Origin of the sequence: Yersinia sp. IP36721 (assembly GCF_003634395.1) — a bacterium.
Taxonomy (GTDB): domain Bacteria; phylum Pseudomonadota; class Gammaproteobacteria; order Enterobacterales; family Enterobacteriaceae; genus Yersinia; species Yersinia entomophaga.
In genome coordinates this window covers 1-21,645 of sequence record NZ_QCZL01000017.1, presented here as the reverse complement: position 1 = coordinate 21,645, position 21,645 = coordinate 1, and the positions used below count along the sequence as shown (strand labels likewise).

The following is a 21,645-nucleotide window of genomic DNA, read 5'->3' as shown; positions in this document are numbered from 1 at the left end:
CGATTCTGTCAGGTGTATCAAATGCTGTACGTCATCCAGAGGAGCACAGCAACGCGATGATTAGTTATTTTTAACAGTTCAGTTAATATAATGAGGTATTAACCGGCAGCGCAATTAGCGTGCATTTTACTTGCAGGCATTTACTGATTTAAATAACAACATTAATTTCTGCTAATGTGACAGCGTTGGAAGATACAAAAATTGCGTTTCATTGCTCAACAAAACAACTCAATATCTTTAACACCAATATGCCTTCAGTAGCCGAGGATTTTAGCATTTTAGCCTGTTGCTGTCTGATAAAAGCAGTGACCTGGCTCAAGCAAACGACATTATATTGATCAAGAATCGCCTCTGCACTCGGTAAAAACGTAAGGTTAATTCGCTTTTACCGATCACAGTTTCTTTTTTATACAAATCTATTATTGATAAAAATATTCTGACTGATAATCTGCAAACCTATACTAACAAAAGCAGTGGCTCACCGATCGGCAGATACGATCGGTTCCCAGTAAGAGAAGTAGGAATAATTAATGGGCAAAATCGCTCTGTTACTTGCGATGATCATTTGTTTGCCTGCGGTATCCTTAACCAGCTCAGCCAGTGAGCCCGTTGCGGTTACCAATGCGCTTAAACAGCAATTACTCGGTTCTCCGGTCTATATCCAAATATTTAAAGAAGAGCGAACGTTGGAATTATATGCCCGTTTACAGGGCGAATATCGATTGGTACGAAGTTATCAGATTTGTAATTTCTCTGGCGGTCTTGGCCCCAAACGCCGCGAGGGAGATTTTAAAAGCCCGGAGGGATTTTACAGCATAGATACGCGTCATTTAAAACCCGATAGTAAGTTTTATCGGGCGATCAATATCGGCTTCCCAAATGACTTTGATAAGTCTCAGGGATACTCGGGGAAATATCTGATGATCCACGGTGATTGTAAATCCATTGGCTGTTACGCCATGACCGACAATTACATGGATGAGATATTTAACTACGTGCAAACCGCATTTATGAATGGCCAGAGCAAAGTGGATATTAGTATTTATCCGTTCCGTATGACCGAGCAAAATATGCAGCGCCATCGTAACTCGTCAGATATTAACTTCTGGCGTCAATTACAACCAGGTTATGCCTACTTTGCAAAAAATCGCATGCCGCCTTTGGTCGGTGTCATTAACGGACAATATGTGATTAATCGTCCGTTAATGTCCAGTGCGCCAGCCTCAGAGTACGCGCTCACCAAAACAGAATAGAGCAAACTCGCCTGGCGCTATTTTGTGCCAGGTTTCATTGCCGGTCAGCGGCTGAGTGGCAATGACGCTGACCACATCATTGGGTGTGGTTTGCTGCTGAAAATCTATCTCCACATCCTGATCCAGCAAAGTGGCTTTACCGAAAGGTGCCCGACGCGTAATCCAATAAAGATTGGTTGAGCAATAGGCCATCACAAAACGCCCATCCGATAACAGCATATTAAATACGCCCTTGGCGCGCAGTTGCTCAGACAATGTCGCAATAAAGCGAAATACCGCAGGCCAGTTACCCGGTGTGCGCGGATACCGCTTGGCCAATTGATTTAACAGCCAGCAAAACGCATATTCGCTGTCAGTCTGGCCTATGGGGCGGAAAGTGCCGGTCTCCAACTGACGATACCCTTTCAATTGTCCGTTATGCGCATAAGTCCAATTGCGCCCCCACATTTCCCGAGTAAAAGGATGGGTATTTTCCAACGCCACTTCGCCACGGTTTGCCTGACGAATATGGGAAATCACCGCGCAAGACTTGATCGGGTAATCCTGGACCAGGCGGGCTATCGGGGAGTTAAAACTGGGTTGCGGGTCTTTAAAGGTACGGCAACCGTGACCTTCATAAAACGTTATACCCCAACCGTCTTTATGCGGCCCTGTGCCCCCTCCGCGCTGAACCAGCCCGGTAAAACTGAAACAGATATCAGTGGGCACATTCGCGCTCATCCCGAGCAATTCGCACATCACCAACCTCCTCTACTGCCTGTGCAGTAGCAATAAAAAGCCAAAACCAATCAGGGCGAAGAAACCGGAGGTAAAGCGTGCGATAAGGAGGCCATGATAGCCTCCGGTGCAGAGCGGTGAACACCCCGAGGCGCGGGAAACTCCACGGCGACCTCAGGTTATTCCATACCAGCCAGTTATTAGGCCTTAACCATCTCTTTTTCAATCAGCTGAATCAAGATATGAATCGCTTTGATATGTATTTCCTGAATACGATCGGCGTAACCGAAATGAGGCACCCGAATTTCGATATCTGCAGTACCCGCCATTTTACCGCCGTCTTTGCCAGTCAGGGTGATCACTTTCATCCCTTTGGCTCTTGCAGCTTCGATCGCCTTAATGATGTTGCCAGAATTTCCTGAAGTGGAAATGCCCAGTAAAACATCACCTTCACGGCCTACGGCTTCCACATAGCGGGAGAAAACATAGTCGTAACCAAAATCATTACTGACGCAAGACATATGGCTGACATCAGAGATGGCGATCGCCGGATAGCCAGGGCGGTTTTCACGATAGCGGCCAGTTAATTCTTCGGCAAAATGCATAGCATCGCAATGGGAGCCGCCGTTACCGCAGGAAAGCACTTTCCCACCGGCTTTAAATGAGTCAGCCAGCAAGATAGCTGCCCGCTGAATGGCGTCGATATTGGCATCATCACTCAGGAAATTAGCCAAAGTATCAGCCGCTTCATTAAGTTCACTTCGAATTAAATCGTGGTACATGGGAGCCTCTTTATATGTCCTGTGGCATCAATAATCTTCCGCAGGCAGTGTACCGGATAGCGCAAACTGCGAGAAGCGCCGTGATGAACTGTTGCAACGGCTTTTGACCTTAAATGCTACGAATTTGTGAACCAAGTTGTAATTGATATGTAATGGCATTGATAAAAACAATGAGATGAACTAAAACCAATACATCACTCAACAGGTCAGACCTCCTACAACTCAGGAGCTTCATTATGATGGTTCTTAGCATTGTTGCCTTGCTGGTTCTTATTGGTGTGTTGTTCTATCACCGGGTGAACCTACACCTTAGTAGTCTGCTTCTTCTGGTATACACCGCCGCCTTGGGTGCGCTGCAAGTATGGTCATTCTGGGCGTTGCTTCCTTTGGTGATTGTGTTGCTGCCACTGAACTTAACGCCGCTGCGCCGCTCTCTGTTCTCAGCTCCTGCGCTGCGTACCTTTAGTAAAATCATGCCAGCCATGTCACGCACCGAAAAAGAAGCGATCGATGCGGGAACCACCTGGTGGGAAGGTGATTTATTCCAAGGCAAGCCAGACTGGAAAAAACTACATAACTATCCAAAACCACAGCTAACCGCTGAAGAACAAGCCTTTATTGATGGTCCAGTGGAAGAAGCCTGTCGTTTAGCAAATGATTTTCAGATTACGCATGAACTGGCTGATTTGCCGCCGGAGCTATGGGCCTATCTGAAAGAACACCGCTTCTTCGCCATGATCATTAAGAAAGAATACGGCGGGCTGGAATTCTCCGCTTATGCTCAAGCGCGCGTATTGCAGAAGTTATCCGGTGTTTCCGGCATTCTCGCCATTACCGTGGGCGTTCCTAACTCCCTCGGCCCCGGCGAACTGCTGCAACATTACGGCACTACCGAACAAAAAGATCATTATCTGCCACGATTGGCGCGCGGCGAGGAAATTCCTTGCTTCGCACTGACCAGCCCCGAAGCGGGTTCCGACGCCGGTGCAATTCCGGATACCGGCACCGTTTGTATGGGTGAATGGCAAGGTAAGCAAGTGTTGGGTATGCGCCTGACCTGGAACAAACGCTATATCACGCTGGCACCGATCGCGACCGTGCTGGGTTTGGCGTTTAAACTGTCCGATCCCCAGCATTTACTCGGTGAAACCGTAGATTTGGGTATTACCTGCGCCCTGATCCCAACTAACACTCCTGGGGTAGAAATCGGTCACCGTCACTTCCCGCTGAACGTGCCATTCCAGAATGGCCCAACTCGCGGTAACGACATCTTTGTGCCGATCGATTACATCATTGGCGGGCCAAAAATGGCCGGTCAGGGCTGGCGTATGCTGGTTGAATGTCTGTCCGTCGGACGTGGTATTACCCTGCCATCCAATGCAACCGGTAGCCTGAAAAGTGTGGCAATGGGTATTGGCGCTTACGCCTACATTCGCCGTCAGTTCAAAATCTCTATCGGTAAGATGGAAGGGATCGAAGAACCTTTGGCGCGAATCGCTGGCAACGCCTACGTGATGGACGCCGCCGCCACCTTAATCACTAGCGGTATTATGCTGGGTGAAAAACCGGCGGTACTGTCTGCCATAGTGAAATATCACTGTACCCACAGGGGTCAGCGCGCAGTCATGGATGCGATGGATATTGCCGGGGGTAAAGGTATCTGTCTGGGTGAATCCAACTTCGTCGCCCGTTCTTATCAAGGCGCGCCGATTGGTATCACCGTTGAAGGTGCCAACATTCTGACGCGTAGCATGATTATCTTCGGTCAGGGGGCTATCCGTTGCCATCCGTACGTTCTGGCAGAAATGGCCGCGGCACAAAGTAACGATGTTAACGCTTTTGATAGCGCCCTGTTTGGTCACCTTGGCCACGTAGGTAGCAATAAAGTTCGTAGCTTCTGGCTGGGTCTGACCAACGGCCGTACCAGTCATGCTCCGGTAAGCGACAGCACTCGCCGCTACTATCAGCAGCTTAACCGCTTAAGTGCCAACCTGGCGCTGATGTCCGATGTTTCCATGGGCGTTCTGGGCGGCAGCCTGAAACGTCGCGAGCGTATCTCTGCTCGTTTAGGAGATATTCTGAGCCAAATGTATCTGGCTACCGCAACGCTGAAACGTTATGAGGATGAAGGCCGTCAGAAAGAAGATTTACCGCTGGTTCACTGGGGCGTGCAGGATGCGCTGTATCAGGCAGAACAAGCACTGGATGACTTACTGCGAAACTTCCCGAATCGCTTTATTGCTGGCGTGATGCGTATTGGAATCTTCCCGTTTGGCTGCGTACATCGCGCGCCGTCAGATCGCTTGGATCACCAATTGGCTCAATTGCTGCAAGTGCCTTCGGCAACCCGTTCACGTATTGGGCGCGGTCAGTACCTGACGCCGAGTGAATTCAACCCGGTCGGCTTGCTGGAAGCCGCACTGCAAGACGTTATCGCCGCAGAGCCAATCCACAAACGCCTGAGTAAAGAAGCCGGTAAGAATCTGCCGTTCACCCGTTTGGATCAGTTAGCCAAACGCGCACTGGCGGAAGGGAAAATCAGCGCGGAAGAAGCTAACGTGCTGATTAAGGCAGAAGCCAGCCGCCTGCGCTCGATTAACGTAGATGAATTTGAACCGGAGGCGCTGGCTACCCAGTCCCCGGTAAAGCAGCCAGATCGGCCACGTCAAACGGAAGCGGCGTAACTGATAGTACTCATTGATAATTCATGTGTCTAAAACAAAGTCCCGGTCTAATGCCGGGACTTTTTTATCGCTGATTTTTGATAGCGAACTAGCGCTGAACCTGAAAATAGCGAGCAGCCAAGCGCTCAATTATCCGTTTTGACGAATACGGGCAATTAATTCACCCACATTATCAATATGCACCGCTGCGAGTATTAATGTGCGCCCCAGACTCAGAGCCTGACGCTGACAGGCTAAACGCATCCCGTCATCTTCAATGCTGTCCAAATCCGCGACGTGTGCCAACCCGATGGTGCGCCTAATCAATTCGGTTCCACAGTACCCCACGGCATCATTCCACACCTGCCGGAGGAAATACTCGGCATAACCAGCAGTTTTCAACGCTTGATCCTGGGTTTTCTCTGCGCAAAGCGTCAGAAAACGCGTGGCAAAAGCCTGCCAAATTTCACGAATGTCATCTAAACGCTGTTCACGGCCTGCCGCTGCGTCTCTCGGCCCGGTCAACCCCGGCAAACCGCAGTAATTTAGCAATACATTTCCTAAAGCCGTACCGATATCAAAACCAATCGGGCCATAAAAACCGAATTCTGCGTCAATAGCTTTCAATTTACCTTCGGCCACAAAAATCGAGCCACTATGGATATCACCGTGTAGCAAAGCTTCCGCTTTACTCAAAAACCGATGTTTAAGGGAAGCTACCGCCAGTTTCAGCCCGTTATCCTGACGCAGCGCCAGCACCTCCGGCAGTAACGCGGCGTCAAAATTATTGCGTTCATGATCGTGATAAGGATCGGTAAAAAACAGATCTTCAGTGATCTGGCACAGTTCGGGATTGGTATAACGGATCACCGCCGCCTTCTTACTTTGTGCCGACTGATAAAAATCTGAGGTGTGGAATAAAGTCTGCCCCAGATATTCACCCAACTGGCTGGCCGCCTGCGGATAATGGCGGCCTTTCACCAATTCATGCCGCCAGATGTGATGATCGGAAAGATCCTCCTGCACCATCACCGCCAACTCCGCGTCATGGTGCAGTATTTTAACCGTGTGTTCAGGGCAGAACTGGCTGTGAGTTAGCAGGGTTTCCGCTTCGATGCGCGCTCGATCCAAGGTCAAAGGCCAAGATTCTCCTACGCAACGAACGTAAGGCAATGCCTGTTTCACCACCACCCGGCTTCGCCCCGTTTCATCACGGATCTTAAACACCAGATTCAGATTGCCGTCGCCAATTTCATCCGCCGAAACCAACGTGTGCGGTTCAGCAATCCGGCCATATTGACGCGCATATGCAACGGCATCAGCAGCAGTAAACGTGTGATAACCTGACATCTCCCACCCCTTCTCAATTCTCTGGTCGCCCACGGCGCATTAATTATTTAGGCGTAAAAACATGTAGACGTCTATACATCTGTAAAGCATGTTGGCAGAATAAGAACCCAGATGCAATAACGCAACATGGATTTAACTGACGATGCCGACGCTTAACACCACCAGCCTGAAAATACGCGATAACCAGCTTTGGATTCTCGATCAGCAAGCCCTGCCCCAACGCCAAATCTGGCGTTTGGCTGATGACGTAGAATCTTTGGTCGAACATATTCTGACGTTACGCGTACGCGGTGCGCCGCTGATTGGTCTCTCTGCCAGTCTGTTACTGGCGCTGCTGGCGGAGCGAGGTTTATCTCAGGCGCAGTTGGAGCAAGCGCTCATCACGCTAAGAGAATCACGGCCAACGGCAGTTAACCTGATGAATAATCTGGCACGGATGCAGCAAGCGTTACTGCGGCCAGATTGGGTAAATTCCATGATGAAAGAGGCGCTACGTTTGCTGGACGAGGATCGGATTCTGTGCGATAGCATTGCCAATCACGGCGCAGCGTTGGTTAAATCCGGTAGCAGACTTCTTACCCACTGTAATACCGGCGGCTTAGCCACTGTGGGCGTGGGAACGGCAATAGGCGTAATATTACGCGCTCATCAGCAGGGAAAAATAGATAACGTTTGGGTCGATGAAACCCGGCCATTACTACAAGGTGGGCGTTTAACCGCGTGGGAGTTGGGCGAGTTGGGTATTCCCTATCGGTTAATTTGTGATTCCATGGCTGCGACCTTAATGGCTCAGGGCCAGGTAGACTCCATTTGGGTCGGCGCAGATCGTATTGCCGCTAACGGCGACGTAGCGAATAAAATCGGCACCTACAGCCTGGCGGTACTGGCACATTATCACCATATTCCGTTTTATGTTGCGGCACCTCACACCACCGTGGATCCGCAATGTCCAAACGGAGCCGCCATTCCTATCGAACAGCGCGCAACTAGCGAAGTCACCGGCGTATCCGGCAGCTTTGGCGAATGTCACTGGGCACCTCAAGACGCGCAGGTGTATAACCCGGCCTTTGACGTCACGCCGGCAACCCTGATCAGCGGTTGGGTTCTGGACAGCGGCGTAATCACGCCACAGCAGGTTCAGGCCGGATTTTTCCAGCCTGAATAATGTAAATGCAAGCGACCTTACTGAGCCGCCTGCATTTACATTAATCTAAACGAGGATAAGCATCGGCTATCTTATCGCCGGTAAAATGCGCCACCCAACCTTCCGGGTTATCAAATACCCGAATAGCGGTGAAATTCGGTGCCGATCCCATATCAAACCAGTGACGTGTATCCGCCGGAACGGAAATCAAATCGTTTTTTTCGCAGAGAATCTGAAAGATTTTCCCCTCTAAATGCAGACAAAACAGCCCCGCGCCTTCGACAAAGAAACGCACTTCGTCTTCGCCGTGAGTATGTTCGGATAAAAACTTCTGTCGCAGAGTTTCTCGCTGAGCGTTATCCGGACGCATACTGATCACATCCCAACTTTGATAGCCTTTTTCTGCCACCAGCCGGTCTATTTCATGTTGATACGCCGCAATTACTGCTTCCGGCGACGGATTTCCCCCCAACGCCCGATCCGCACGCCAACGCTCAAAACGCACGCCAATACTTGCCAACTGCTTCTGAATAGCCGTTGCATCAGTGCTTTGCCAGATAGGCTGTTCCGGCTGCTCATCGCTGAAAATAGTCAAGGCACTCATGATGCAAACTCCTCTAAAACGATCTGATAGAAACAGTTAACCTGCCGATGATGGCTTTCTGCATCCGGCAAATCGCGAATCAGCTGGCAAGTCTGCCAACCAGCCTGCTGAGCGGCGTCCAGCTCCTGACGAATATCGGATAAAAACAGGATATCGTGCGGTGCAACGGCTAAGTGCTCAGTAATATTCTGATAAGCGGAGACTTCGCGCTTCGCGCCAACGCGAGTATCAAAATACCCGCTGAATAACGGCTGTAAATCTCCCGCATCACTATAGCCAAACAGCAGTTGTTGCGCCTCAACTGAACCAGAGGAATAAACATATAGCTTTACCCCTTGATGCTGCCAATTAGCCAGCTGCGGAGCCACGTCCGGGTAAAGGTGACCGCGAAAATCTCCGTTTTGATAACCAGTACGCCAGATAATGCCTTGCAGAGCTTTTAGCGCGGTAGACTTACGATCCTCATCCATAAAACCGAATAGTACGCTAATAAGGGTTTCTATATCCGCATCCGGCTGACCAATTTCACGGCGTAAATCTGCCAGCAGAACGGTCACGTCTTCTTCGCTGGCGTGCTGACGCAAAAAATCCGCTAATCGGGCGCGAGCGTAAGGAAAAAGTACCTGATGCACAAAGCGAATATCGCTGGTCGTACCTTCAATATCAGTAACAATAGCCTGAATCATTTGACCTCCAGCAGGCGGCGTTGTAACTCGCACTGGAAAAGGAATTCTAATCCTTCCAGATGACGGCGCGCTTCTGCCACTGAGTTTCCCCAGCAATAAAGCCCGTGACCTCGTACCAGAAAACCGTAGCGTAACGGTGCCAACGCTGCGCGGGCTGCCACTCGCTCAGCCAATGCGCTAATATCCTGATCGTTATCAAAAATAGGAATAACCACGGTATCCAAATGGGATTTCTGACCCGACAGGGACTTCTGCATTTCATAACCCTGTAAAACCAATCCATCACTTTTTTCCACGCGAGAAAGTACCGTGGCGTTCACCGAATGAGTGTGTAAAACCACGCTAACATCAGGATATAACCGATACAGCAAAGTATGCAGGCCGGTTTCCGCCGAAGGCGTACGCCCGCTGGGCACGTGATTGGTGGCAATATCTACGCTCAGGAAATCTTTCGCCGTGAGGCGACCTTTATCTTTGCCAGATTCACTGACCAACGCGTATTCACTGTCGGCACGCAGTGACATATTACCGCCAGTCGCCGGACACCAGCCTTTGCCGCCAATCCAGTGGCAGGCCGCAAGTAACGCCTCAAGTTGTGTCTGTTTTGCCATTTCCCTACCTCTGCAATTGTTATTTTCGCCGTGCAACAGGGGAATATTCCACGCTGCCCCCCTATGAGCTGACATTAACACAAAAAATCATTTAGCCGTTTAAACATCTAAGCGTCTTGATTGCCAAATCTTAACATCGTGTTATATTGACAGCAACATCAGCGCCAGGAGTTTCAGCCCAGAATGAGCACTTTATCATTGATTCCAGACAGTAAATTGCCTGCCCAAGGCACCACCATCTTTACGCAAATGAGTGCGCTGGCGCACCAGCATCAGGCAATCAATCTGTCTCAGGGATTCCCTGATTTTGCTGGCCCGGAATATCTAAAGCAGCGTCTGGCTTATCATGTTAATCAGGGAGCGAATCAATATGCTCCAATGACTGGCGTTGCAGCGCTGCGAGAAGCAATTGCAGATAAAACCGCCGCCGTTTACGGCTGGCGTCCTCATGCTGATAGTGAAGTGACGGTGACCACCGGTGCCAGCGAAGCGCTGTTTGCTGCTATTACCGCTCTGGTGCGCACCGGCGATGAAGTTATTTGCTTTGATCCCAGCTACGACAGCTATGCGCCAGCCATTAAACTGGCGGGTGGCGAAGTCAAACGCATCGCCCTGCAGCCTCCGGCGTTCAATACTCACTGGGCTGAATTCTCCGATTTGCTGACCGAACGCACGCGGTTGGTGATCGTTAACACTCCGCACAATCCGTCAGCAACCCTATGGCGCGCGGCTGATTTTGAGCAATTATGGCAAGCCATAGCCGATCGCAATATTTACGTCATTAGCGATGAAGTATATGAACATATTTGTTTCGCCGCTGAAGGCCACGCTAGCGTGCTGGCTCACCCTCAATTGCGTCAGCGGGCCGTTGCCGTATCTTCATTCGGTAAAACCTTTCACATGACCGGTTGGAAAGTCGGTTATTGCATAGCGCCCGCCGCCATCAGCGCGGAAGTGCGTAAGATCCACCAATACCTGACCTTTTCCGTTTGTACGCCAATTCAATTGGCCCTGGCCGATATGCTGAACGCCGAGCCTGAGCACTGGCAGCAACTGCCCGATTTCTACCGCGCTCGTCGGGATCGCTTCGTACAGGCGCTGGCCGCCAGCCGCCTCAAAATATTACCCAGTGAAGGAACCTACTTCCTACTGGTCGATTACAGCGCCGTTTCCGATTTGAACGACGTAGATTTTTGCCTGTGGCTGACGGAAAAAATCGGCGTTGCGGCTATTCCGTTGTCAGTATTCTGTGAGGCTCCTTTTCCTCATCAATTGATTCGGCTGTGCTTCGCTAAGCAGGAAGCCACGCTGGACGCCGCAGCGGAGCGCCTATGTCAACTTTAAAACTGACTCTACTACAACAACCGTTAGTCTGGCTGGATGCCGAAGCGAATTTACGCCATTTTGCGAAGCTGCTCGAAGATATCCACCAGCGAGATGTCATTATTCTGCCGGAGATGTTTGTCAGCGGCTTCGCCATGAACGCCGCCGAGTTCGCGCCACCGGAGGCGGAAATCCTCGATTGGCTCCGCCATTGGGCAGGGAAAACCAATGCATTACTCGGTGGAAGCGTAGCGCTGCAAACGCCAGAAGGCGCGGTGAACCGCTTTCTGCTGGTTAAACCCAGTGGCGAAATACATTTTTATGATAAGCGCCATCTGTTCCGCATTGCCGGTGAGCACCATCATTATCAGGCTGGAAAACGACGTAAAGTGGTGGAGTGGCGTGGCTGGCGTATTTTGCCGCAGATCTGCTACGACCTGCGCTTCCCCGTCTGGTCGCGTAACCAGCAAGACTATGATTTAGCAATTTATGTTGCCAACTGGCCAGCAGCGCGAGCCAAACATTGGCAAAAGCTATTGCCTGCCAGAGCCATTGAAAATCAGGTATTTGTCGCAGGATGTAATCGGGTAGGTGAAGATGATAACGGTCATAGTTATCAGGGAGATAGCGTGATTATCGATCCGCAGGGCGAGATTCTGAGCAGCGCGCCTTTGCATGAAAGAGCCAGACTGGACGCCACACTCTCTCTGGCAGCGCTAAGCGACTATCGCGAGCGTTTTCCTGCCTGGCGCGATGCCGATGATTTTCTACTGCACCACTGATATTGAGTCGAAATAGCTACCGAAAAATAGCGATGTTAAAGCGCGTCTCTCACGGCGCGTTTTTTTATTAGCTTCATCGTTGGAATAGACAGAAAACAGTGGTTGGGATGACGAAAACGACAAATCCCTGAGTTATTGCTAACTCAGGGCTTCTGAATATTGGCGGTGCGGACGGGACTCGAACCCGCGACCCCCGGCGTGACAGGCCGGTATTCTAACCGACTGAACTACCGCACCGCGCTGTTGTTCCGGTTAAGAACGGGTTGAATATTACGGTTACCCCGCTATTTCGTCAACACTTTTTCCTGAAAAATAAACCGGTTGCACAGATTTTCACCCAAACGATGAATTATCCCGCATTGACTGCCGTTTCATCTTCAGCAGAAGCCCGCCACAGGCAGCTTCCACCTTTCTTCTGAACCAAATCCAAACGCTGGTTATGAGCTTCCAATTCTTCATCACTGGCGTAAATAATTTTCAGCCCGCTGGCCGGACGGACGATACGTTGAATATCATCGGTAGAATCTGATTGATTCTGATCCCCTTCCATTGAGAAAGACAGCGAGGTTTGCCCGCCGGTCATCGCCAGATAGACTTCAGCCAAAATCTCGGCATCGAGCAATGCGCCGTGCAGCGTTCGCTTAGTATTGTCTATCAGATAACGGTCACATAACGCATCGAGATTGTTCCTCTTACCGGGGAACAGACGGCGCGCCAATAAAAGACTATCGGTTATGGTACAGAAGGTATCCGTATTCGGAATTCCCTGCTGTAGCATTCGAAATTCATAGTCCATAAAGCCGATATCGAACGCCGCGTTATGAATAACCAGCTCGGCTCCGCGAATAAACTCGAGGAATTCCGGGGCGATATCGGCAAAAGTTGGCTTATCTGCGAGAAACTCATCGCTAATACCGTGGACACCGTAAGCTTCTGGATCAACCAGACGATCCGGTTTGACATAGACGTGGAAATTCCGTCCAGTTAACCGGCGGTTGATCACTTCAACAGCACCGATCTCAATAATACGATGGCCTTCATAGTGAACGCCCAGCTTATTCATACCGGTGGTTTCAGTATCGAGAACTATCTGTCTGGTAGGTGTTGGGATCATATTGCAGTGCTCATAGCGCTCGTTTATGTCAGACTTAAGGTTTAAAACTCATTAGGAAGAGTCTACCAGAGATGACCAAACAGGTAGAAATTTTCACCGACGGATCTTGCCTAGGCAATCCGGGTCCCGGTGGTTATGGCGCGATTTTGCGTTACAAACAGCACGAAAAAACTTTCAGTGAAGGCTATCGTCTCACTACCAATAACCGTATGGAATTGATGGCAGCCATCGTTGCTCTAGAAGCATTGACATCACCCTGTGAAGTCACGCTCAGTACCGACAGTCAATATGTGCGTCAGGGCATTACTCAGTGGATTCATAACTGGAAAAAACGCGGCTGGAAAACGGCCGACCGCAAGCCGGTCCGCAATGTGGATTTGTGGAAACGGTTGGACGCGGCAATTTCGGATCATAAAGTGCAGTGGGAGTGGGTTAAAGGCCACGCAGGGCACCCGGAAAACGAACGTTGCGACGTATTGGCGCGCGATGCAGCCAACGCTCCCACTCAGGAAGATACCGGCTATAATCCGGACTAATTCCGAGTCTTAAGGGCGATTACGGTAACTTTTCGTTGCGCCCACGGTTCGGCTTAACCAGGGTTTTCGCGATCCCATTTTCATTGGGTTGAACGTCAGTGGAATCGTGCGTTTTCTGGCCACAATCAGACTGATGCAACCTAATGCATGTAGATGGGTGCTGATAAAGCGCCCGCCTTGTTTATGCCACGGCAGTACGTGGAAACTGGATTCATGCATCACTTCATAGTTCAGCAGGCTGAGCCAATCCAGTAAACGCATTTGCGTAAACATTCTGCTCGCGTAAGGTTGGCGTCGACGTATCACCGGCAGTAATTTTCCAACCCCAAGTAAACTCAACGGATTGAAAGTGCTGATTACCAGCCAACCATCGTTGATCAACACGCGATCCGCCTCGCGTAAAATTCGATGAGGATCGGTTGAATAAGCCAGCGTATGAGATAACAGACAGGCGTCCACCGATTTTTCAGCAAAAGGAAGCTGGTAAGGACTGGCCAGTACCTGCATATTGCTGCCCTTATCCCCAACGTTAACCTGATGGGAAACAGCGCAGCTTTCACTGGCAATCTCCGCACTGAGTTGCCCAATTTTAAGCAGATGAAAACCGAAAATCTTTGGCCACCAGGGCTGTAGCTGTTGCTCAATAGCGGCCCGATAATACTCTCCCCAAGGTAGCTCGGCCCAGGAAGCTGGGGCAGGAATCTTTTGGCGTGTTTGCGCTGGTTTCATGTTTTATTATCTTCTATCAAGCTGTTGCCAACGAGAGGTATCCGATGAATCTTATCAGCATTCCTGCATTTCAAGACAATTACATTTGGCTATTGGTTAACCCGCTGCAGCGCTGCCTGATCGTCGATCCGGGAGAAGCCGCGCCGGTACTGAGCGAACTAAAAGAAAAAGGCTGGATTCCCGAAGGAATTCTGTTGACTCACCACCATCACGATCACGTCGGCGGAGTGACCGAAATACTCCAGAACTTCCCCAATATTCCGGTTTATGGCCCGCAGGAAACGGCACATAAAGGGGCTACGAATATCGTAAAAGACGGCGATAGCCTGTCTTTGTGTGGACAAATTTTCAGCGTAATTGCCGTTCCCGGACACACTCTCGGCCATATCGCATACTACAGCGCACCTTATCTTTTTTGCGGTGATACGTTATTTTCCGGCGGCTGCGGAAGGCTGTTTGAAGGTTCGCCCCAACAAATGTACGCATCAATTCAACGACTCGCACAGTTGGCCGATGAAACCTTAATTTGCAGCGCGCATGAATATACTCTTTCGAATCTTAACTTTGCCCGTGCAGTTTTACCACAAGATCGAGATATTGAAACATATCAACAACAAATCAAGCAATTAAGAGCAAAAAACCACTCAAGCTTACCCTCAAAATTGCAATTAGAGCGTAAAATTAATGTTTTTTTACGCTGTGATGACATTGATTTACAAAGGAATTTAGGTATAGACCTCCCACCTAATGACCTCTCCCTGATTTTTGCTGAATTACGTGCCCGTAAAGATAGCTTCTGAAGCTTTTAGTTGTGTTATTTGTCGAAGCAAAGTATGATTGCTCGTCTTTTAAGCAACTAACATTGACACACACATGAAGACCAAAGCGATATTTCTCGCCTCAGTCTTGCTTGTAGGGTGCCAAGCGTCCAGGCAGGACGTGCAGGTTCCCGTGCAGCATGCACAGAGTTTGTCTTCGGCAGGTCAAGAAAGTGAAGCAGGAAAGTACACGGATAGTGCCCGAGAGGGCTCCGCGCGATGGCTGGAAAGTGATACCGGCGTCGCGCAGAACGATCTGTGGAACTTCATTAGCGACGAGCTGAAGATGAAGGTTCAGGATAATGCCCTGATCCGTGAACAAAAACGAAAGTATTTAAAAAATAAGAGCTATCTCCACGATGTAACATTACGGGCAGAGCCGTACATGTACCTGATAGTCGAGCAAATTAAGCAACGTAAGATGCCGATGGAGCTGGTACTGCTACCCATAGTGGAGAGCGCTTTTGACCCACACGCTACTTCCTCCGCCAACGCCGCAGGGCTATGGCAGATAGTACCGAGTACCGGTCGAAATTATGGATTAAAGCAAAACCAATGGTATGACGGCCGCCGCGATGTGGTTGCCTCGACCAAGGCAGCGCTTGATATGATGGAACGCCTGAACAAAATGTTTAACGGTGACTGGTTATTAACCATCGCCGCTTATAACAGTGGTGAAGGCCGAGTCATGCAGGCAGTGAAAGCCAATAAAGCCAAGGGTAAACCGACCAATTTCTGGGCATTGTCGCTTCCGCGTGAAACGTCAATTTATGTCCCTAAAATGCTGGCCTTGAGTGACATTATCAAGAACAGCAAGAAATACGGTATCAAGTTACCTGAAACCAACGAAAACCGTGCATTAGCGCGTGTGGACGTCGGTCAGCAGATAGAGCTAACTCAGGCGGCTGAGATGGCAGGAATGTCGCTGACCAAGCTGAAAGCTTATAATTCAGGGTATAAGCGCAATGTAACGGCACCTAACGGCCCTCATTACATTATGTTGCCGAAAACCCATGCAGAGCAGTTTAAAGACTCACTGGCTGACACTGATATTGTTGTGTCCAAATCCACTCAAGTGGCTAATAACACAAAAACATCAGCATCAGGTTCGCAGTATAAAGTTCGCCCTGGCGACACTTTATCTACGATAGCCAAGCGACTGAATATCAAGACCAGCGATTTGCAGAGTTGGAACAACTTACGTACCTCGAGTACCTTAAAAGTTGGGCAAACCCTGCAATTGGCAAGCAATACGGCCAGCAAAAGCATCACCTATCAGGTTCGTAAAGGTGATTCATTTGCCAGTATTGCCAAGCGTCACGGTGTAAACACCAACGATGTGATGCGATGGAATTCGGTAGTCAGCAAGGCCAACAGTTTGCAACCTGGTTTAAAATTGACCCTATATGTCAACGGTCAAAAAGCGCCAGATGCGTAATGCATTAAGGTTATAACGGCTAAAAAGCACCCTTCGGGGTGCTTTTTTTATGTCTGCAATTTGTCATTAATGAAGGTTGACGCGAGCGAATTAAGGTTTGAATTCAACCAGTAAGGGATTGTGATCGGAGGCTCTGGTCACCATCACTTCGGCATCAGCAACTTTTAATTCGCGGTAAAAAACATAGTCCAACGGCCGGCCAAAAGCTCGGCTACGATTATCGGCCTGAAACTCGACTTCCTGTAAACCCTGGCTTCTGGCGAATTTCAGTAATGCTCTAATTCGCTGACGACTCCAGGCATTAAAATCGCCAGCCAGAATCACCGGGCCACGATGCATTGAGATTTGTTCACCAATGGGTTCCAACTGCTTGCTGTAAACGTCTACGCCCAAGCTAAAATTCACAGCATGAATATTGGCCACCATCAGCAATCGGCCATCATGAATGGGATAAACTGTTACCAATGCTGATTTAGCCAAGCGTAGCAGGGGTTCACGCTCTCGCAGCGGGCAGCAGTAGACTGGGTGAGCGGCAGCAAGCGTCATTACGCCAGAGGGATGCTGAGGCAGCGCAAAGGCAGGCACCTGATCGGCTGCCTGAAAATTAGACGTCGCAAATCTCACCAGTTCAGGGGTGGTTTGTGCTTCTTGCAACAGCATCAGTTGAGCATCTCTGCCAAAACCTCTCAGCACAGAGAGCCAATCTGGCCGCTGCTGCTTAAAGATATTCCATACCATAATCCGCAGACGCTCAGAAGTAGGTAACGGAACGCCCGGAGGTAGTCCCTGCCCTAGCTGACTGGCAGAGCCCGGAAAGATTTGCTCGACTGGTTGCCCTGCAACATAGCGCATGGCATAGGTTTTTTTCGGCACGCTCTTGCCCATTCCCGTTAAAAACAAACTGGCCAGATGGACCAGCCTGTAATTGAGTATTATACGCTCAGATATTCTTCAGCCAGACATTTCTTTTGCTGGCTATCAACACGTCCAATTGAGGAATACTGTCTGATAGCGCGAACGGACTCAAGTCCGAATAGGCAACGAGGATGATTTACATCATAAAAGAACACGCTTTTCGCGGGCTTAGAGCACGTATAAATTATTTGAATAACATGGTTTGGCAAATCGTTTCAGCTTCCCATGAGTTCTATCCGTGTTGATGATAAATCAGCTGGCTATCGCTGGGCGAAAATGCCGTTTATCCAACCGGCCGCTAACCCTAATCAGCGCCAACGCTCCAATCACTATCACACCGCCAACCCAGGGGGTTTGAGCTAATTCCCATTGGGAAACGATCTGTCCACCGATAAGCGATCCCAAGGCGATCCCCACGTTAAAAGCGGCGATATTCAACCCTGAAGCAATATCCACCGCATGTGGCGTATATTCCTCGGCTTTCTGTACCACATATACCTGCAAGCCAGGCACGTTGCCAAATGCAAAGATTCCCATAGCCATTAAAGTAATTAGAGCGGCAATGCTGTGGCTCGCCGTAAACTGAAAAATAAACAGTAGCGCAGCCAACGCAGTGAAAATAAAGCTCAGTGCCGGTACCGCACCGTACCGATCCGCTAATTTACCGCCCCAAATATTCCCAATCGCGACTGAAACTCCGTATGCCAGCAAGACCCAGCTCACCGCTGGCGCAGAGAAACCGGCCAATTCCTGCATCATCGGTGCCAGGAAAGTGAACATAGTGAAAACGCCGCCGTACCCCAGCGCAGTAATGGCATAAATCAGTAATAAACGCGGATGAGTTAATACCTGCAACTGCTGCTTTAAACCGGCACTGGCTTTATTGGGAATATTACTGGGAATCAAAATAACGCTGGCAACGATCGCCACTGCACCAATCAATGAGACAGCTAAAAAGGTTTCACGCCAGCCAAAATGCTGCCCGATAAAGGTACCTAGAGGCACGCCAGTGACTAAGGCTACCGTCAACCCACCAAACATAATTGCAATTGCAGATGCGGCTTTCTCTTTCGGCACCAGACCGGTTGCGATGGTAGAACCGATTGAGAAGAACACGCCGTGAGCCAGCCCGGTCAGCAGCCGAGCCACTATCAACGATTCATAACCCGGAGCCTGCCATGCCAGCACATTGCCCAGAGTAAATAGTATCATCAGACCAATCAGCAAGGTTTTCCGAGGAATACGCCCTGTTAATGCGGTCAATACTGGTGCGCCAATTGCTACGCCCAGCGCGTAAATAGAAACCAGTAAACCAGCTGATGGTACCGAAACATTTAGCTGTTCAGCAATCGTGGGCACTAGCCCAACAATCACAAACTCGGTGGTACCAATAGCAAAAGCGCTAATGGTCAATGCTAGTAAGGCTAAAGGCATCGTTGACTCCAGATAAAATAAGTATCGACTTGATAAGCCGCATTATGAGCTTCTCTCTGGATGACAAAAATGATAAAAATATCAAAATATTTTTGCTGGATTAGCAATAATGAAAGCTAACTCTGATGAGCTAATTACCTTTGTAACCGTGGTTGAATGCGGCAGTTTCAGCCGAGCTGCCGAGCAGCTTGAACAAGCTAACTCCGTGGTCAGCAGAACCGTTAAGAAGCTAGAAACCAAACTGGGCGTAACATTGCTGAATCGTACTACACGACAAATCAGCCTAACGCAGGAAGGCGAGCATTACTTTAGACGCACGCAGGCGATTTTGCGTGAAATGGCATTGGCGGAAAATGAACTGCTCGATAATCCGCTGAATCCAAGAGGACTATTGCGCATTGATGCCTCTACTCCGGTAATCTTGCATATGCTGGCACCGCTAGTGGCTAGTTTCAGAGTGCGCTATCCGTTAATGGCACTCTCATTAGTTTCCTCGGAGACATTTATCAATCTGATAGAACGTAAAGTCGATATCGCCATTCGCGTAGGCACATTGCAGGATTCAACTCTGCGCGCCAGAAAGCTGATGAATAGTTACCGCCATATTGTGGCTTCTCCTGCTTATCTACAGCGCTACGGCACTCCACGCACTGCGGCTGAACTACAGCAACATGTTTGTCTGGGATTTAACGATCTCCCAGCGCTCAACCGCTGGCCGCTATTAGCTCATGATGGCCAGTTACTGGAGATTAACTCGGATGTAAGTTCAAATAATGGGGAAACCCAGCGGCGGCTTTGTCTTGAGGGGAATGGTGTTGCCTGTTTGTCTGACTTTATGATTCAAAAAGATATTGATCGGGGAGACTTAGTTCCGATATTAAAGGATCTGACGATTCCAGTCGTCATGCCAATCAATGCGGTTTATTACAGCGATCAGGCTGTCAGTAGCCGGTTGCGCTGTTTTATTGACTTCGTCACCGAGCGATTAGCGGAAAATAGCAATGAAGCAACAACCTGACGGCAAATATGCCGTCAGATATAACAGGCTGGCATTAATCCCAATCCGGAGCCAAACCTTCAGGGCTAACCAGACGCTCATTACGATCCAAGGCAGCCATTTGTGCCATGTTTTCGTCGGTCAATTTTAATTCCTGAGCCAATAGATTACTGGCTAAATTAGCTTCTTTGGTTGAGGACGGAATAACCGAATAACCTAACTGCATCGCCCAGGCCAGAATAACCTGCGCCGGCGTAGCATTACGCAGTTTAGCCATTTGCTGAATCACTGGCTCTTGCAGAGCTTTACCGTAAGCCATTGTCATATATGAAGTAATCGCTATACCGTGCTGGCGAGCAAACTTCACCACTTTGGCGTTCTGTAATAATGGAGATAGTTCGATTTGATTAGTAGCGATAGCTTCGGCTCCAACGGCATCAATCGCTTGCTGCATCAGATCGATAGTAAAGTTTGAAACGCCGATCTGGCGAGTCAGACCTAATTCTTTAGCCTTCAATAACTCAGCCATAAACTCAGCGACTGGAACTTCATTCTTTGGTGATGGCCAGTGGATCAGCGTGAGATCGACATAATCCGTTTTCAGTTTTTGTAAGCTTTCACGCAGAGTGGGAATCAGTTTTTCCGTAGACAGATTGGCGATCCAAATTTTGGTGGTAATAAACAACTCTTCACGCTTAACGCCACTCTCAGCAATGGCTTGCCCAACAGCGGCTTCATTTTCATAGATTTGTGCCGTATCAATTGCGCGATAGCCCAGTTTCAACGCGGTGGAAACTGAATCGATAACAACCTGATCTTGCAGGCGAAAAGTACCCAATCCAAATGCAGGGATGCTCATTTTACTTCCTCATATTTTGTCTGATCGTCATATCTATCATTAGTCATTGTTTGCCTTTCACTGCGGCGACCGATAATCCCGCTGCCGTTGAAAGATGAACTGATTATGGCCTGAGTTTTATCAACAAAAAATGTAGTATTCAGCATAATACTTTTGATAAAAAATCAAATATAGGAAAGTAATTATTGAATCTGATAGTAGCAAGCCGTACATAAAACGTTCTTAAGGCGGCTCAAAACTCTTTATCACCAAAGGCCACACCTATCAAAAGTGATATAATTCTCAGTTATCCCTTTTAAATGACCCATCGCAGTAAAAATAAACATGACTTTCGGAGCACTTAAGCGACTTATTTACGCATGTATAGTCGTTAGCCAAAAGATTCAAAGCAGAGAAAACAACCGAGCTACGGCAAGCAATTGTAAGAGGTTTATGACTAAGTGATTGGCTATAAGGTGTTGAGAATCCATTAAATGAAATCAAAAAGATAAGAATATAGAGATAGAGATAGAGATAGAGATAGAGATAGAGATAGAGATAGTATTGATGATTAGTATTTACCCGCTCTGCTTATCTGAGCGAAAAATTCTAAAGATTAGAATGCAAAAAACCCTGAATCAAAGATTCAGGGTTATGCAATAAGTGGCGGAACGGACGGGGCTCGAACCCGCGACCCCCTGCGTGACAGGCAGGTATTCTAACCAACTGAACTACCGCTCCACCGATTCTGTTACTTATACTTCCGTATAAATTCCCGTTAGGGCCAGCATGTCCTTGCTGTTTAGCCACCAGATGTCACTCTGATAACTTGTGTTTGATGCCTGGCAGTGTCCTACTCTCGCATGGGGAGACCCCACACTACCATCGGCGCTACGGCGTTTCACTTCTGA

Annotated in this window: 20 protein-coding genes and 2 tRNA genes; 9 read left to right on the top strand and 13 right to left on the bottom strand. The window is 49.0% G+C overall.

What is annotated here, in order from left to right:
* The first annotated feature begins 530 nt into the window (after positions 1-530).
* Positions 531-1,253 carry a peptidoglycan meso-diaminopimelic acid protein amidase gene (gene dpaA, locus DBA33_RS14035; protein WP_064514185.1) on the top strand — a complete coding sequence of 241 codons (723 nt, stop codon included), beginning with the start codon at positions 531-533 and terminating at the stop codon, positions 1,251-1,253.
* On the opposite strand, the gene DBA33_RS14030 is transcribed toward dpaA, so the two are convergent.
* A complete protein-coding gene (locus DBA33_RS14030) occupies positions 1,224-1,991 on the bottom strand; it encodes a class II glutamine amidotransferase (RefSeq protein WP_064514187.1) in 768 nt (255 codons plus the stop codon). The genes dpaA and DBA33_RS14030 overlap by 30 nt on opposite strands.
* A gap of 179 nt (positions 1,992-2,170) precedes the next feature.
* Positions 2,171-2,752, bottom strand: a complete 582-nt coding sequence (lpcA, locus tag DBA33_RS14025; protein ID WP_064514188.1) for a D-sedoheptulose 7-phosphate isomerase — start codon at positions 2,750-2,752, stop codon at positions 2,171-2,173.
* A 236-nt stretch (positions 2,753-2,988) separates the two neighbouring features.
* Here lpcA and fadE point away from each other — a divergent pair, with 236 nt between their 5' ends.
* Complete coding sequence (gene fadE / locus DBA33_RS14020; protein WP_064514190.1) at positions 2,989-5,436, top strand: acyl-CoA dehydrogenase FadE; 2,448 nt, start codon at positions 2,989-2,991, stop codon at positions 5,434-5,436.
* Between the two features lie 129 nt (positions 5,437-5,565).
* Here the strand turns inward: fadE and mtnK are convergent, their stop codons facing one another.
* Entirely contained in the window at positions 5,566-6,765 is a 1,200-nt protein-coding gene (gene mtnK, locus DBA33_RS14015) for an S-methyl-5-thioribose kinase (protein WP_064514193.1), read from the bottom strand.
* Positions 6,766-6,907: 142 nt separating this feature from the next.
* Here mtnK and mtnA point away from each other — a divergent pair, with 142 nt between their 5' ends.
* Positions 6,908-7,930, top strand: coding sequence for an S-methyl-5-thioribose-1-phosphate isomerase (mtnA, locus tag DBA33_RS14010; protein ID WP_064514194.1), 1,023 nt, complete (start codon positions 6,908-6,910; stop codon positions 7,928-7,930).
* 40 nt (positions 7,931-7,970) lie between these two features.
* On the opposite strand, the gene DBA33_RS14005 is transcribed toward mtnA, so the two are convergent.
* The 3 genes from DBA33_RS14005 to DBA33_RS13995 are packed head-to-tail and all read right to left on the bottom strand — an operon-like array spanning position 7,971 to position 9,810.
* Positions 7,971-8,513 (bottom strand): acireductone dioxygenase, encoded by a 543-nt coding sequence (locus tag DBA33_RS14005; RefSeq protein WP_064514196.1) that lies wholly within the window; start codon positions 8,511-8,513, stop codon positions 7,971-7,973.
* Complete coding sequence (mtnC, locus tag DBA33_RS14000) at positions 8,510-9,199, bottom strand: acireductone synthase (RefSeq protein WP_120806668.1); 690 nt, start codon at positions 9,197-9,199, stop codon at positions 8,510-8,512. Before mtnC ends, DBA33_RS14005 begins: the two co-directional genes overlap by 4 nt.
* The gene (locus tag DBA33_RS13995) at positions 9,196-9,810 is read right to left on the bottom strand and encodes a methylthioribulose 1-phosphate dehydratase (protein ID WP_120806667.1); all 615 of its coding nucleotides are present in this window, start codon (positions 9,808-9,810) and stop codon (positions 9,196-9,198) included. The genes mtnC and DBA33_RS13995 overlap by 4 nt, the downstream gene beginning before the upstream one ends.
* 183 nt (positions 9,811-9,993) lie before the next feature.
* Between DBA33_RS13995 and DBA33_RS13990 the strand changes: the two genes are divergently transcribed.
* Together DBA33_RS13990 and DBA33_RS13985 are read left to right on the top strand one after the other, a co-directional pair.
* Positions 9,994-11,154, top strand: a complete 1,161-nt coding sequence (locus tag DBA33_RS13990; protein ID WP_064514202.1) for a pyridoxal phosphate-dependent aminotransferase — start codon at positions 9,994-9,996, stop codon at positions 11,152-11,154.
* Positions 11,142-11,915 carry an amidohydrolase gene (locus DBA33_RS13985; RefSeq protein ID WP_120806666.1) on the top strand — a complete coding sequence of 258 codons (774 nt, stop codon included), beginning with the start codon at positions 11,142-11,144 and terminating at the stop codon, positions 11,913-11,915. Before DBA33_RS13990 ends, DBA33_RS13985 begins: the two co-directional genes overlap by 13 nt.
* A gap of 160 nt (positions 11,916-12,075) precedes the next feature.
* Here DBA33_RS13985 and DBA33_RS13980 read toward each other — a convergent pair.
* Positions 12,076-12,152: transfer RNA gene (locus tag DBA33_RS13980), tRNA-Asp, on the bottom strand.
* Positions 12,153-12,264: 112 nt separating this feature from the next.
* Complete coding sequence (gene dnaQ, locus DBA33_RS13975) at positions 12,265-13,029, bottom strand: DNA polymerase III subunit epsilon (protein ID WP_064514207.1); 765 nt, start codon at positions 13,027-13,029, stop codon at positions 12,265-12,267.
* A 71-nt stretch (positions 13,030-13,100) separates the two neighbouring features.
* On the opposite strand from dnaQ, the gene rnhA reads away from it, so the two are divergent.
* The gene (rnhA, locus tag DBA33_RS13970) at positions 13,101-13,565 is read left to right on the top strand and encodes a ribonuclease HI (RefSeq protein WP_049598416.1); all 465 of its coding nucleotides are present in this window, start codon (positions 13,101-13,103) and stop codon (positions 13,563-13,565) included.
* A 9-nt stretch (positions 13,566-13,574) separates the two neighbouring features.
* On the opposite strand, the gene DBA33_RS13965 is transcribed toward rnhA, so the two are convergent.
* Positions 13,575-14,294: a class I SAM-dependent methyltransferase gene (locus tag DBA33_RS13965; protein WP_064514209.1), complete on the bottom strand. Its 720-nt coding sequence runs from the start codon at positions 14,292-14,294 to the stop codon at positions 13,575-13,577.
* A 44-nt stretch (positions 14,295-14,338) separates the two neighbouring features.
* Here DBA33_RS13965 and gloB point away from each other — a divergent pair, with 44 nt between their 5' ends.
* Together gloB and mltD are read left to right on the top strand one after the other, a co-directional pair.
* Positions 14,339-15,094 carry a hydroxyacylglutathione hydrolase gene (gene gloB, locus DBA33_RS13960; protein WP_064518306.1) on the top strand — a complete coding sequence of 252 codons (756 nt, stop codon included), beginning with the start codon at positions 14,339-14,341 and terminating at the stop codon, positions 15,092-15,094.
* A gap of 73 nt (positions 15,095-15,167) precedes the next feature.
* Positions 15,168-16,550, top strand: coding sequence for a murein transglycosylase D (mltD, locus tag DBA33_RS13955; protein ID WP_064514212.1), 1,383 nt, complete (start codon positions 15,168-15,170; stop codon positions 16,548-16,550).
* 90 nt (positions 16,551-16,640) lie between these two features.
* Here mltD and DBA33_RS13950 read toward each other — a convergent pair whose 3' ends face one another.
* Positions 16,641-17,435 carry an endonuclease/exonuclease/phosphatase family protein gene (locus tag DBA33_RS13950; protein ID WP_071889771.1) on the bottom strand — a complete coding sequence of 265 codons (795 nt, stop codon included), beginning with the start codon at positions 17,433-17,435 and terminating at the stop codon, positions 16,641-16,643.
* Positions 17,436-17,717: 282 nt separating this feature from the next.
* Positions 17,718-18,899: an MFS transporter gene (locus DBA33_RS13945; RefSeq protein ID WP_120806665.1), complete on the bottom strand. Its 1,182-nt coding sequence runs from the start codon at positions 18,897-18,899 to the stop codon at positions 17,718-17,720.
* A 109-nt stretch (positions 18,900-19,008) separates the two neighbouring features.
* On the opposite strand from DBA33_RS13945, the gene yafC reads away from it, so the two are divergent.
* The gene (gene yafC, locus DBA33_RS13940) at positions 19,009-19,917 is read left to right on the top strand and encodes a DNA-binding transcriptional regulator YafC (protein WP_064514216.1); all 909 of its coding nucleotides are present in this window, start codon (positions 19,009-19,011) and stop codon (positions 19,915-19,917) included.
* A gap of 34 nt (positions 19,918-19,951) precedes the next feature.
* Here yafC and dkgB read toward each other — a convergent pair whose 3' ends face one another.
* Together dkgB and DBA33_RS13930 are read right to left on the bottom strand one after the other, a co-directional pair.
* Positions 19,952-20,755 carry a 2,5-didehydrogluconate reductase DkgB gene (gene dkgB / locus DBA33_RS13935; protein ID WP_120806664.1) on the bottom strand — a complete coding sequence of 268 codons (804 nt, stop codon included), beginning with the start codon at positions 20,753-20,755 and terminating at the stop codon, positions 19,952-19,954.
* 643 nt (positions 20,756-21,398) lie between these two features.
* Positions 21,399-21,475: transfer RNA gene (locus tag DBA33_RS13930), tRNA-Asp, on the bottom strand.
* Between the last annotated feature and the right edge of the window lie 170 nt (positions 21,476-21,645).

Coding starts and splice junctions, on each gene's coding strand:
- mtnA (WP_064514194.1), top strand. CDS start 6,908: ATGCCGACGCTTAACACCACCAGCCTGAAAATACGCGATAACCAGCTT.
- fadE (WP_064514190.1), top strand. CDS start 2,989: ATGATGGTTCTTAGCATTGTTGCCTTGCTGGTTCTTATTGGTGTGTTG.
- gloB (WP_064518306.1), top strand. CDS start 14,339: ATGAATCTTATCAGCATTCCTGCATTTCAAGACAATTACATTTGGCTA.
- dpaA (WP_064514185.1), top strand. CDS start 531: ATGGGCAAAATCGCTCTGTTACTTGCGATGATCATTTGTTTGCCTGCG.
- dkgB (WP_120806664.1), bottom strand. CDS start 20,755: ATGAGCATCCCTGCATTTGGATTGGGTACTTTTCGCCTGCAAGATCAG.
- dnaQ (WP_064514207.1), bottom strand. CDS start 13,029: ATGATCCCAACACCTACCAGACAGATAGTTCTCGATACTGAAACCACC.
- DBA33_RS13950 (WP_071889771.1), bottom strand. CDS start 17,435: ATGGGCAAGAGCGTGCCGAAAAAAACCTATGCCATGCGCTATGTTGCA.
- DBA33_RS13990 (WP_064514202.1), top strand. CDS start 9,994: ATGAGCACTTTATCATTGATTCCAGACAGTAAATTGCCTGCCCAAGGC.
- DBA33_RS13985 (WP_120806666.1), top strand. CDS start 11,142: ATGTCAACTTTAAAACTGACTCTACTACAACAACCGTTAGTCTGGCTG.
- DBA33_RS13965 (WP_064514209.1), bottom strand. CDS start 14,294: ATGAAACCAGCGCAAACACGCCAAAAGATTCCTGCCCCAGCTTCCTGG.
- yafC (WP_064514216.1), top strand. CDS start 19,009: ATGAAAGCTAACTCTGATGAGCTAATTACCTTTGTAACCGTGGTTGAA.
- mltD (WP_064514212.1), top strand. CDS start 15,168: ATGAAGACCAAAGCGATATTTCTCGCCTCAGTCTTGCTTGTAGGGTGC.
- DBA33_RS13945 (WP_120806665.1), bottom strand. CDS start 18,899: ATGCCTTTAGCCTTACTAGCATTGACCATTAGCGCTTTTGCTATTGGT.
- rnhA (WP_049598416.1), top strand. CDS start 13,101: ATGACCAAACAGGTAGAAATTTTCACCGACGGATCTTGCCTAGGCAAT.
- lpcA (WP_064514188.1), bottom strand. CDS start 2,752: ATGTACCACGATTTAATTCGAAGTGAACTTAATGAAGCGGCTGATACT.
- DBA33_RS13995 (WP_120806667.1), bottom strand. CDS start 9,810: ATGGCAAAACAGACACAACTTGAGGCGTTACTTGCGGCCTGCCACTGG.
- mtnK (WP_064514193.1), bottom strand. CDS start 6,765: ATGTCAGGTTATCACACGTTTACTGCTGCTGATGCCGTTGCATATGCG.
- mtnC (WP_120806668.1), bottom strand. CDS start 9,199: ATGATTCAGGCTATTGTTACTGATATTGAAGGTACGACCAGCGATATT.
- DBA33_RS14030 (WP_064514187.1), bottom strand. CDS start 1,991: ATGTGCGAATTGCTCGGGATGAGCGCGAATGTGCCCACTGATATCTGT.
- DBA33_RS14005 (WP_064514196.1), bottom strand. CDS start 8,513: ATGAGTGCCTTGACTATTTTCAGCGATGAGCAGCCGGAACAGCCTATC.